The 12,461-nt window shown below is 56.4% G+C and carries 8 protein-coding genes, 1 tRNA gene and 1 pseudogene; 2 read left to right on the plus strand and 8 right to left on the minus strand.

The window, feature by feature from the left end:
- Positions 1-199 precede the first annotated feature (199 nt).
- Positions 200-2,245, plus strand: a complete 2,046-nt coding sequence (locus tag GPM19_RS05635) for a sensor domain-containing diguanylate cyclase (RefSeq protein ID WP_371829349.1) — start codon at positions 200-202, stop codon at positions 2,243-2,245.
- A gap of 18 nt (positions 2,246-2,263) precedes the next feature.
- On the opposite strand, the pseudogene arsB reads toward GPM19_RS05635, so the two are convergent.
- Positions 2,264-3,302: pseudogene (gene arsB, locus GPM19_RS05640) on the minus strand (ACR3 family arsenite efflux transporter).
- 201 nt (positions 3,303-3,503) lie between these two features.
- Positions 3,504-5,567, minus strand: a complete 2,064-nt coding sequence (locus GPM19_RS05645) for a carboxy terminal-processing peptidase (RefSeq protein WP_160417899.1) — start codon at positions 5,565-5,567, stop codon at positions 3,504-3,506.
- A gap of 169 nt (positions 5,568-5,736) precedes the next feature.
- Here GPM19_RS05645 and GPM19_RS05650 point away from each other — a divergent pair, with 169 nt between their 5' ends.
- The gene (locus tag GPM19_RS05650; RefSeq protein WP_160417900.1) at positions 5,737-7,041 is read left to right on the plus strand and encodes a M18 family aminopeptidase; all 1,305 of its coding nucleotides are present in this window, start codon (positions 5,737-5,739) and stop codon (positions 7,039-7,041) included.
- A gap of 79 nt (positions 7,042-7,120) precedes the next feature.
- Here GPM19_RS05650 and GPM19_RS05655 read toward each other — a convergent pair.
- The 6 genes from GPM19_RS05655 to GPM19_RS05680 form a co-directional block, all read right to left on the minus strand.
- Positions 7,121-7,197, minus strand: a tRNA-Met gene (locus GPM19_RS05655).
- A 71-nt stretch (positions 7,198-7,268) separates the two neighbouring features.
- The gene (mltF, locus tag GPM19_RS05660) at positions 7,269-8,660 is read right to left on the minus strand and encodes a membrane-bound lytic murein transglycosylase MltF (RefSeq protein ID WP_160417901.1); all 1,392 of its coding nucleotides are present in this window, start codon (positions 8,658-8,660) and stop codon (positions 7,269-7,271) included.
- 147 nt (positions 8,661-8,807) lie between these two features.
- Entirely contained in the window at positions 8,808-9,899 is a 1,092-nt protein-coding gene (gene ychF, locus GPM19_RS05665; protein WP_160417902.1) for a redox-regulated ATPase YchF, read from the minus strand.
- A gap of 101 nt (positions 9,900-10,000) precedes the next feature.
- Entirely contained in the window at positions 10,001-10,585 is a 585-nt protein-coding gene (pth, locus tag GPM19_RS05670; protein ID WP_160417903.1) for an aminoacyl-tRNA hydrolase, read from the minus strand.
- An 84-nt stretch (positions 10,586-10,669) separates the two neighbouring features.
- The gene (locus GPM19_RS05675; RefSeq protein WP_160417904.1) at positions 10,670-11,308 is read right to left on the minus strand and encodes a 50S ribosomal protein L25/general stress protein Ctc; all 639 of its coding nucleotides are present in this window, start codon (positions 11,306-11,308) and stop codon (positions 10,670-10,672) included.
- Between the two features lie 98 nt (positions 11,309-11,406).
- Positions 11,407-12,348, minus strand: a complete 942-nt coding sequence (locus tag GPM19_RS05680) for a ribose-phosphate pyrophosphokinase (RefSeq protein ID WP_319928094.1) — start codon at positions 12,346-12,348, stop codon at positions 11,407-11,409.
- Between the last annotated feature and the right edge of the window lie 113 nt (positions 12,349-12,461).

Below are 12,461 nucleotides of genomic sequence, written 5' to 3' on the forward strand. Positions count from 1 at the left end.
GCGTTGAAAAGCGCCGTAAAGAAGGTGATTGGAGGAGGGCAAGGAGTAAGCGATACTCTCGTGCCGATGCGATGTTTCGGATGTGCCATTTGTCACTGTTCTTGTTGGGTTTGACGCATACCCAGAAGCAAATCACGTGGCAGGTTTTCTCCTAGGCTATTAAGGATAAATTTTTGATTTTCAAGGATAAATACTGCCTGTGCGCTTATTTCATACGCTAGGTTTCAGGCGCTGCTATGGTTCGCTACAGAACCGGCTGTTGCTGGGAGTTGCGCTTGCCTGGTTGTTTATAGTGGCCTTGGTGCTAGGCATTACCTGGCAGCTGGGAAAGGAAATGGTGCAGGAAACCAATATCTCGCATTTGCGTTATGAATCAAGACTATTGGCGGACGAAATTACCCAGCAGGTAAGCATACGGATTAAAACCCTGGAACGGCTTTCATTGCTCTTTTCGCAGCGCATTAATCCGAACTGGCTACAAATGGAATTGCGCCACCATGATACCTTGCTGGAGTTGTTTGAAGGCTTGGTAGTTTCGGATGCCTCCGGGCGCCTCATCGCCGATTGGCCGGTAGTGCCTGGGCGAGCAAATCTTGAAACCGGGCAGCAGGAATATTTTCGCATGCTGCGGAGTACCGGGCGACCCTACGTCAGTCAGCCGTTTGTAGGCCAGGCCAGTAAGATACCGATGGTATTGATAAGTGTGCCCCGCAAAGGCCCCGAAGGAGAGTTCCAGGGGTTTGTGGGCGGTGTGGTGAGCCTTAATCGAGGTGGTTTGTTCGACCGTCTGGCTCGCCTTCGATTGGGCGAAAGAGGTTATGCCAGCGTGGCAACCGCCACAGGTAAAATACTCTACCATCCCGATCGTGACTTGATCATGCAGGATGTGCCGTCAGCCAGCAAAAATCCATTGCTGGATCTGGCGCTGGATGGCTGGCAGGGCGATGGGGTGGGGGTGTTGCTCAACGGGGAGAGAGGTCTTCAATCGTTTTCTCAGGTCTGGCCGGCGGACTGGGTAGTGGGGCTCTTCTTGCCCATGGAGCAGGCACAATTGCCACTACAGGAGTTTATTCGGCAATTGTGGTGGGTATGGCTTTCGCTGGCTATTCTCATGTTGCCGCTATTATGGGTGTTACTGAGACAGATGCTGTTACCGTTGCATCACCTGGAAGAGCAAATCGGGGAAGTGGGGCTGGGGAGGCGGCGTAAGGTCAATCTCGATACCAATATGTTCGAACTACGTGAAGTCTCCAATACGTTTAACCGGGTCGAGGATGAGCGCCAGGCGCTGCTGACCAGCCTGCATGAACGCGAGGCATTTCTTGATTCAATCCTGAGTTCTACCCCTCAAGGCATGTTCGTCGCCAACTTGGATGGGGATATTACCTACATGAACCCGGCACTGCTCAAGATGTTGGGTATTGAAGCCGGTGCCCAGCCAAGCGATTGGCTCAAGCAGGTTCACCCTGATGACCGCCCGGGTGCCGTGGACATGTGGCGGCATAGTTTGAGAAGCGGGAGTGAATTTCTGCGTCAGCTACGCTTTCATCGCAGTGATAATGAAATGTTGTGGTTGGAAGTGCATGCCCGAGCTGTGTTGTTGACCCAGGGAGGGCATTCATTGGGGTTGGTGGGAATGGTCAAGGATATTACCGAGCGCCGTCAGCAAGAAGCCATTCAGCGCTGGGAAGCCGAGCATGACCCCCTGACTGGTCTGTTGAACCGGCGTGGCTTTGAGCGCCGCCTGGAAGAAGCGTTCGCCGATTTCCAGAAAACCAACACCCCTTCGGCGTTGATCTTGTTCGATCTCGACCACTTCAAGCCGATCAATGATGAAGGTGGCCATGCCTTGGGGGATGAAATGTTACGGCGAATTGCACAGGTTGTCGCCTGGGAAGTGCGTCGCAGTGATCATGTGGCCCGCCAGGGCGGGGACGAGTTTGGTGTGTTGCTGCCTAGCTGTACGCTGCACCAAGCGAAGATCATTGCCGATTCCTTGCGCAAGGCGGTGGCTGAAATTTCCGTTATCCAAGAAAGTAAGGACGGTACGGCAAGTAAAGAATATAAAGTCACTCTAAGCCTGGGGGTGACGACTTTTTCAGAAGATGACACCGCCATTGACGTTGCCATGGAGCGCGCCGATTCCGCCAGTTATGAAGCCAAGAACCTTGGGCGTAACAGTGTGGTGGTCAAGGTGGCAAATGCCACTGGCAACCATGAAGATCTGATCACTCTATTTGATTGAGCGCTTTGTTTGAATAAGTCACCCAGCTTCAGGTCCGACGGGAAAATAATGGCGTGTCTTGTTGGCGATACGCACCAGAGCCAACATCAGCGGCACTTCGACTAATACCCCCACTACGGTAGCCAGTGCCGCACCGGATTGTAGCCCGAACAGGGCAATGGCAGCGGCAACGGCCAACTCGAAGAAGTTGCTGGCGCCGATCATCGCCCCGGGAGCCGCCACGTTATGAGGTACTTTCCAGGCTTTGGCCCAGCCGTAGGCGATAAAAAAAGATCAGAAACGTCTGAATAATCAGCGGTATTGCGATCAGGACAATATGCAGGGGATTATTGAGGATGACATCTCCCTGGAAAGCGAATAGCAGAACCAAGGTGATGATCAGGCCGGTAGGGGTGATGGGCCCAATGCGCTTCATGAAAATATTGTCGTACCACTGCGTGCCATGCCGAGCGATCAATGTGCGCCGGGTCAGGTAGCCGGCAACCAACGGAATCACGATATACAGCACCACCGATAAGGCCACGGTGTCCCAAGGCACCTGAATATTCGATACCCCCAGCAGGAATACCACGATAGGCGCGAAAGCAAATAACATAATAAGATCATTGAGGGCCACCTGTACCAAGGTATAGGCGGCATCGCCGCGCGTCAGGTAACTCCATACAAATACCATGGCGGTGCAGGGCGCGGCGCCCAGTAAGATGGCGCCGGCCAGGTATTGGCTGGCTAATTCTTCTGGAATGAACGGTCGAAACACCACCATCAGGAAAAACCAGGCGATGATGAACATGCTGAATGGCTTAATCAGCCAGTTCACTGTGGTGGTAACGATCAACCCCTTGGGCTGACGACGCACACCGAGCACCGCGGTAAAGTCAATTTGTGCCATCATTGGAAAGATCATCGCCCAGATCAAGATCGCCACTGGAATCGATACCTGAGCAACCTCGAAGCGTGATAGTGCCTCGGGTATGGCGGGCGCCAGCTGACCGAGCAAAATACCAACAACGATAGCCAGTGCCACCCAGACGGAAAGAAAACGTTCGAACCTGCCCATTCCTTGGGTAGCGTTGGGAGCATCCTGTTGGGTCATAAGGCAATATCCTTGTTAGCGGGGTCGGTGTGCCATGAATATATGGATTTTCATATATTAATAAGGTGATGCCAAGGGCTTTCTCAAGGGCGTCTCAAGCGCTAGCCATCAGGTAAAAAAATACCGGGCATAAGCCCGGCATGAAAAAAGATGATTTGCTCGGTCTTATTGTCGCCGAGCAATCTGCTGGGCTTCGACCAGTTGAGCGTAATCCAGCAGGACTTGTGCTGCTTCGAGTACTTGGGCGCGATCTACCGGGGTATTTTCTTCTTCCTCGATGTCTTCATCGCGGGCATCGATCCATTCTTCCAGCGGATCCATGCCTAGAGCGCGACGCCGTTGATTTTCCAGTGCGAGCTGTTCGGCCTCTTGCGCCTGCATTTCACGCTGGCGTTGCTCGCGATTCAAGCTGACACTGGTGTGTTGTTCTCGCAGCTTACGTGCCAGTTCCGACTGGCGCTCCAGGTAATGGAAGTTAGGCTCTTCCTGGGCGCGTGTCTGATGGCGGCTGAGCAAGGATTCCATGAAATTCTCAGGCTCGCCATAGCGACGGTACTGCACATTCTGGACCGTATCCCAAGGCAGGGCGTTATCCAGGCTGCTTTCTCCGATTCGCTCCGGGTCGAACAGGCTGGGGAAGATAATGTCCGGTTCGACACCACGGTTCTGAGTGCTTTCACCGGAGATCCGGTAGAACTTGGCGCGGGTCAGTTTGATTTGGCCATGGCTGAGTTCGCTCATGGTTTGTACCGTGCCTTTGCCGAAGGTCGAGCTGCCCAAGACCACCCCACGACCGTAATCCTGGATAGCACCGGCAAATATCTCCGAGGCTGAAGCGGACAGGCGATTGACCAATACGCCGATTGGACCGTCGTACAGGGCACCGCTCTCGCTGTCGCCATAGAGGTTGATGCGTCCGCGAGCATCCCGCACCTGAACGGTGGGGCCTCGGTCAATAAATAGTCCGATCAAGGCGTTGGCTTCCTGCAGCGCGCCACCACCATTGTTGCGCAGGTCGAGTACGATACCTTCCACTCCCTCCTGCTTGAGGCGTTCTACTTCCTGGGCCACATCGCGGGTGGTGCTGCGATATTCCTCTTCGCCGGCCTGCCAAGCGTCGAAATCCACATAAAATGTGGGAATCTTGATGACCCCGAGGCGATGGGCGCGGCCCTCACGTTCGATCTCGATGACTTCACCCTGAGCGGCCTGGTCTTCCAGATCGACAGTGTCCCGGGTGATATTGATGACCTGCGAGCGAGTCATGTCCACGGCCTGGGCGGGGACCACATCCAGGCGCACGACCGATCCTTTGGGGCCGCGAATCAAATCAACCACGTTATCCAGGCGCATGCCCACTACATTGACCATTTCGCCGTCTTCCTGACCCACGGCCACGATACGGTCAGCGGGCTCGAGAGCACCGGCGCGCTCGGCGGGACCGCCCGGGACCAAGCTGGATACCTTGACGTACTCTCCATCGGATTGAAGCAGGGCGCCGATGCCTTCCAGTGAAAGGCTCATCTGGATATCGAAGGATTCACCTTGGCGCGGAGAAAGGTAGCCGGTATGAGGGTCGATGGTGCCAGTGATGGCGGCCATGAAGAGCCCAAAGACATCTTCCGGCTCGGTCTGGCGTACGCGGGAAAGCTGGCCTTCATAGCGCTGGCGTAGAGTGGTCTCGACCTGCTCATCGTCCTGGTCCGAGAGTGACATGGTCAGGGCGGCATTCTTCAAGCGCTTGTGCCAAAGTTCGTCAAGTTCCCTTTCACGGATGGCAAAGGGCACGTCTTCACGCTCCAGTTCCAGGCGCATGTCGCTGTCAAAGCTGAAATCAAGCCCGTCGCCGAGCTCGGCCAGCAGCCACTCCAGGCGATTTTCCATACGTTCGTTCAAGCGCTGGTGAAGGGCGAAGATTCGATCGAGATCGCCATCGAAAATGACTTGATCCAGGCGGGTTTCCAGATCACGGAATTCATCGATATCGCTGCGTAGCAGGTAGGCATGCTGACCATCCAGAATATCCAGATAACGCTCAAATGCTGCTTTCGACCATTCTTCGTCGAATTCTACCTCGGCGTAATGGCCGTAGCGGAGTGAATCCGCGATCTCTGTCGCTACATGACGCTGGGCGTCCGTCGGCTGTAACTGGGCCGATGCCACTGGGCTGGCCATCACCAGTACCAAGGCAAGCGCAGTCGCGCGCGAAAGCGTTGCAAACAGGCTCATCAATCAAGCTCTCCCGGATTTGTGTACACTCTGGTTCCTAGACCCGCATCTTTCTAGACCTGCAAGCGGCCCATGAGTTGCATGATGACGCAACTTATGCCGAGGAAAGGCCATTGTAGCAGTTCATCTGCCGGGCCGAGACGCATTCATTACAGTTATGAGGAATTTCATGTCCAAGTCTGCTAGCGCCGACGGGCTGGCGCGGTTATGTGATTTTTTAGGGCAATCCCCCACCCCCTGGCATGCCACGCAATGCATGGCTCAGCGCCTGGAAGCGGCAGGGTTTCGTCGTTTGGAAGAAACCGCCGCCTGGCAGCTATCGCCTGGCGAGCGCTTTTATGTCACCCGTAACGACTCCTCGATCATCGCCGTTCAGCTTCCTCAAGGGGAGCTTCAATCGTTGCGTATGCTGGGTGCCCATACCGACAGTCCGGGGTTGCGGCTCAAGCCCAACGCCGTCCAGCATGCCGCTGGTTGGCTGCAGCTGGGGGTGGAAGTGTACGGCGGCGTGTTGTTCAACCCCTGGTTTGATCGTGATTTGGGGCTTGCCGGCCGGGTGCATGTGCGCCACACCGACGGGCACCTGGAAAGCGTATTGCTGAATGTCGACAAGCCCATCGCGATTATTCCCAGCCTGGCGATTCATCTGGATCGTGATGTCAACAACGGCCGAGCAGTCAATCCTCAGACGCAAATGGCGCCGGTGGTCATGCAAAGTGAGCAAACCGAGCTTGCACCGCTGCTCGAGGGCTGGCTGTACGAGCAGCATGGCTTGGAAAACATCCAGGTAATGGATTTCGAGTTGGCCTTCTACGATTTGCAACCGGCGGCCCTGGTGGGCTTGAAACAGGAATTGCTCGCCAGTGCGCGGCTGGATAACCTGCTTTCGTGTTTCATCGGCCTGGAAGCGTTGCTGGAAAGTGACGGCAGCCAAGCGGCGCTGTTGGTCGCCAATGACCATGAAGAAGTCGGCAGCGCCAGTGCTTGCGGTGCACAAGGGCCATTTCTCGGCGATGTGCTCAAACGTATCAATGGCCAGGTCGGTGAAGGGAGCGAAGAGGCGTTGATTCGCTTGATACAGTCGTCGTGCATGATCTCCTGCGACAACGCCCATGCCTTGCATCCCAATTTTTCCGACAAGCATGATGCGGCGCATGGCCCGCGGATCAACGCTGGGCCGGTGATCAAGGTCAATGCCAATCAGCGCTACGCCACAAACAGCGCGACGAGCGCCTTGTTTCGTGATTTGTGCCAAGAGGTAAAGGTGCCGGTGCAGACATTCGTTACCCGGGCCGACATGGGATGCGGCAGCACGATAGGGCCGATCACGGCCACGGAAATCGGTGTGCCGACGCTGGATGTGGGCGTTGCGCAATGGGCAATGCACTCGATTCGCGAAACCGCCGGCACCCAGGATGTCGGCTACTTGATCCGGGTGCTCACCGCCTTTCTCAATCGCAAGCAGCTGAGTTGATCGAACTCTTGCATGCGAGTCCATACAAACCTTGCATACAAAAAGCCCGCTGACGGAATCAGCGGGCTTTTGGCAATCTTGGTGGCTACGCCCTGATTTGAACAGGGGACCCCATCATTATGAGTGATGTGCTCTAACCAGCTGAGCTACGTAGCCTTTCAACGGGGGCGGATACTACTCAGCAACGCACCGCCCGTCAAGCGTTCATTGCGCAAGGGCACAGGCCATCAGCCATCCTCTAATGGTAACCACTCGATCGCAGCACTTATCACGTCCTGGTAGTTGCGGATTCGCTGTACATAGTGCACCGGTTCGTAGCCTCGCGCGTAGCCATAGCGGGTCTGGGGGTAGTAGCGCTTGTCAGCCTTGAGCGGTAGCACCTCTTTCATGTCATCCCAGGAGTGCGGGTCCTTGCCCAGCTCGCGGGCCAGCTTTTGAGCGTCTAGCACGTGACCACGGCCAATGTTGTAGCTTGCCAGAGCCAGGTAGGTTCGATCCGGTTCAGGGAGGGTGTCGGGTAGGCGCTGATGGCGGTCGGCGAGGTAGCGAGCGCCACCGTCGATAGCCGCTGCTGGGTTCAAGCGATTATCGACGCCGAGGGATTCAGCGGTGTTCTGAGTTAGCATCATGATGCCACGTACGCCGGTGGGAGAAACGGCCTGGGGATCCCAGTGCGACTCTTGGTAGGCCAAGGCCGCGAGAAGATCGGCGGGCATCCCGGTTTCTTCTTCGGCTTTTATAAAGAGGTCGAGGAAGTGAGGTAGACGCTCGCCGATACGTTGGTTGAGTGCGCGCAAGTCGACGAAGTCGAACTCGCCGATATAGGCGTAGTAGCGGTCCTCCATCGCCGCGATGCGCTTTTGACCCTCGGTGCTCTCTCTCCATTGATCGGCCATCTCGGCCAGTGCCTGGTGTTCCGGGGGAAGGTACCAGCCCAGCCAATCGCCGCTGGTGAGGTTCATGGCAATCTCCAGGTGCGGGAAGTGGCGGCGCACTATTTGCACGATATTGGAGTCGGCCAAGGTGCAGTCAATGCGCTTTTCGGCCACCTCGGCCAGCAGCATCTCGGTGGTGCGAGGATCCTCCTCGAAGACGATGCCGGTGTGCTGGTTGACCAGACTCTGGAGCTTTTCCGCGTAGCTGGAATCCGCCGTGACGCGGATATCGATCTCGGCCATTTCCTCTATTTGGCGTGGCAAGGGCCGCATATCGCGATGGCAAACTAGCTGCTCAACGATGTCGGTATGGGTGGGTCCGCGGTGGAAGTGTTCATCACGCGAGGGAAGGTGGGTTAGACCGGCCGCGGCCAGCTGTACTTTGCCCTCTTTTAGGGCCTGAAGCACCGCCGAGGTAGACTCGAACAGCATCCATTCAACCTGCCAGTCGTGGGCATCGGCGAATGACTCGACCAGGTCGTGCTCCGGTCCGGCCGGTGTCTCGTCACGATCAAGGTAGTAGGTGGTGGCGCTGTTCCGAGTGGCCACCTTGAGTATCCCGCCCGGTTCGGGCGGGTCAAGCTGCGTGACGGGTGGTGATTCGCTCGGGGGTTCGCCCTGTTCGCAGCCCGGGAGCACGAGCAGCGACAGTAGCAAGATGACGATTAACTGGCGGGGACACATTTCCCGATCATGGGGTGGGCGAAATAAAGACATTTATCAAGACTAGCAGGCTTTCGCGCTGCCAGAAAGGCAGCGCTAACCGGCCCTAGGCACGCCTAATGCTCGTCAAGGCCCATCGCTGACCTCATGAAGTGAATGTCCTGCTGGCTACACATTGAACCGGAAGTGAATCACGTCGCCATCCTGGACGATGTACTCCTTGCCTTCCAGGCGCCATTTGCCTGCATCCTTGGCGCCTTGTTCGCCGCCTAGCGAAACGAAGTCGTCATAGGCGATCACTTCGGCGCGAATGAAGCCTTTCTGGAAGTCGGAGTGGATAACGCCTGCGGCTTCCGGGGCGGTTGCTCCTTGCTTGACGGTCCAGGCGCGCACTTCCTTCACTCCGGCGGTGAAGTAAGTCTGTAGACCAAGCAGGGCGTAACCGGCACGAATCACGCGGTCCAGACCCGGCTCGGACATGCCCATTTCATCCAGGAACATGGAGCGTTCCTCGTCGTCAAGTTCCGCGATTTCGGCTTCGATCTGGTTGCACACCGGTACCACCACGGCACCTTCCTCGGCGGCAATTTCATTAACCACATCAAGGTAAGCGTTATTTTCAAAGCCATCTTCATTGACGTTGGCGATGTACATGGTGGGTTTTAGTGTCAAGAAACCGAAGCTCTTGAGTTGGCGCTGATCCTCTTCATCCAGGCCGAAACTTCTCAAAGGATAGCCTTCAGCCAGATGGGGCTGAATGCGCTCGAGAATCGCCTTGGTGGCGATGGCCTCCTTGTCGCCGCCCTTGGCGACGCGTACCAGGCGTTGAATGGCACGCTCTACGGTATCCAGGTCGGCCAGCGCCAGCTCCATGTTGATAATTTCGATATCCGCACGAGGGTCGATCTGATTGGCCACATGGATAACGTTATCGTTGTCGAAACAACGCACCACATGCGCGATGGCCTCGGTCTCGCGAATGTTGGCCAGAAACTTGTTGCCCAGCCCTTCGCCTTTTGAAGCACCCGCCACCAGGCCTGCGATATCCACGAATTCCATGGTGGTAGGCAGCACTTTTTGCGGTTTGACGATCTCGGCGAGCTTGTCAAGGCGGGGGTCGGGCATGGGAACGATGCCCACGTTGGGTTCTATGGTGCAAAATGGGAAGTTTTCTGCATCGATCCCGGATTTGGTCAAGGCATTGAAAAGGGTGGATTTGCCGACGTTTGGCAAGCCAACGATGCCGCAATTGAAGCCCATGATGTATTCCTGAAAGTCTGTACTTGAAAAAATGCAGCTGCGCGAACTTAAAAACTGAATGCTTAAAATAATACCGCCGCGCAACGCCAGGGCGCGTCACTCTAAGGCTTGACGCTGTGTAGCCTGTTCATGGCTTTGGCCCAATCTCCCACCACGACATACGGCAAGGTGGCAAGGCACTCAGATAGGGCATCCTCAATGGCGGCCTGTTCCGATTTTCCGGGTCGGCCAAGCACGTAATTGGTGACTTGGCGTGCATCCCCGGGATGACCGATGCCGATGCGAGCGCGATGAAACTGCTTCTGATTACCCAGCGCATTGATGATGTCGCGTAGCCCATTGTGTCCGCCATGTCCGCCGCCGGTCTTGTAGCGAGCCTGGCCGGGGGGGAGGTCGAGCTCATCATGGGCCACCAGCAAGTTTTCCGGAGCCAGCTTGAAAAACTGGCACAGGGCGGCCACGGCAGCTCCGCTGCGATTCATGAAGGTGGTCGGGTTGAGCAGGTGCAGTTCATGATCGTCGAGCCGTACCTTGGCGTATAGCCCCAGAAACTTCTTTTCCGGACGCAGTTCGCTATGCGCTTGTCTGGCCAGGGCATCGACCAACCAGGCGCCGGCATTGTGGCGTGTGGCGGCATATTCGGCCCCAGGATTACCCAGTCCGATGATGGCTGTCACCTGACTCATACTCTCACCTCCAAAAAAAAGATCAAGCGCCGGAGCGCTTGATCAATATCACGAGGGCCATGCGAAGATGGCCCTGGCAAGCGCTTACTCTGCGCTGGTGCCGCTTTCTTCACCGCCTTCTTCGTCTTCCTCGGTACCGCGTACCTTGGGCTTGACGATGCTGAGCACGGCGTTGTCATGATCTTCGCCATGGGTCAAGGCGACGATGGTGACACCGGCAGGCACCGTCAGGTCGGACAAGTGCAGGGTGGTACCCAGAGCAAGCTCGGAAATGTCGACTTCTAGGAAGTCTGGCAGGTCCTTGGGCAAGCAGCTGATTTCGACTTCGTTGGCCAGGACGTGCAATTCACCGCCATCGTCCTTGATGCCTGTGCTGTTTTCTTCACCCACAACATGCAGCGGCACGCGCAGGGTGATTTCGTGAGTGGCATCGACACGCAGGAAGTCGGCATGAATCAGCAGCGGCTTGAACGGGTGACGCTGCAGGTCACGCACCACCACTTGCTCTTTCTTACCGTCAACTACCAAGGTAAGCACGGAAGAGAAGAAAGTCTCGTCTTCAATGGCCTTGTAGAAAGCGGTTTTTTCCACGGAAATGGATTGTGGAACAGCTTCACCACCGTAGATCACGGCGGGAACCTGTTGGTTCGCACGACGCAGGCGGCGGCTCGCACCTTTCCCCAGGTCGTTACGAACGCTGGCGTTAAGGATAAAATCAGACATGTAATGTGCCTCTTGGTTTAAGTAAGGAAACGTCGCCGCCCGCGACCAGACAACGACATTTCCGGGAGCTCCTGGTGGAGCTGAGTTGTCAGTGCCGCTTAGTGGAACATGGCACTGACAGATTCTTCGTTGCTGACTCGGCGAATCGCCTCGGCAATCAGGCCGGCTACGCTGAGCTGGCGGATCTTGCCACTGCGACGCGCGATATCGGACAACGGGATGGTGTCGGTCACCACCACTTCATCCAGCACCGACTCGGTAATATTGTCTACCGCCGGGCCGGAGAGAATTGGGTGAGTTGCATAGGCCACCACACGTTTGGCGCCATGTGCCTTGAGCGCCTCGCCTGCTTTGCACAGCGTGCCGGCGGTGTCGATCATGTCATCCACCACCACGCAGGTACGGCCTTCGATGTCACCGATGATATGCATCACCTGAGCCTGGTTGGCCTGGGGGCGGCGCTTGTCGATGATCGCCAGGTCCGCATGAAGTTGCTTGGCAATCGCACGAGCACGTACCACGCCGCCCACATCGGGAGAAACCACGACCAGATCATCGTAATTCTGACGTTCGATGTCGTCGAGAAGAATCGGCGAGCCGTAGACGTTGTCTACCGGCACATCGAAAAAACCCTGAATCTGGTCGGCATGAAGATCCATGGTCATGACGCGATCAACGCCGGCCTTGACCATCATGTCGGCGACTACCTTGGCGGAAATCGGTACGCGGGCGGAGCGCACGCGGCGATCCTGGCGGGCGTAACCGAAGTAAGGCAGTACCGCGGTGATTCGAGCCGCCGAAGCGCGACGCAACGCATCCACCATCAGGATCAGTTCCATCAGGTTGTCGTTGGTCGGTGAACAGGTGGACTGAAGGATAAAGACATCCTTGCCGCGCACGTTCTCGTTGATTTCGACCGCGATTTCACCATCGCTGAATTGGCCTACCGTGGCGTTACCCATGCGGCTATCCAGGCTCTCGGCAATCTTATGAGCGAGTTCGGGGTTGGCATTCCCGGCGAAAACCATCAATTTTGACACGCGCAACCACCTTTGCAGTGTTGGGGATCGTGGGAGGAACAGGCCTTTTGGCCATCGCTCAGAGCGGCGGGATCAATTTTTCGATATCCAGCTCGGCAACCGAAGCGATGGCT

Origin of the sequence: Vreelandella zhuhanensis (assembly GCF_009793355.1) — a bacterium.
GTDB classification, from domain to species: domain Bacteria; phylum Pseudomonadota; class Gammaproteobacteria; order Pseudomonadales; family Halomonadaceae; genus Vreelandella; species Vreelandella zhuhanensis.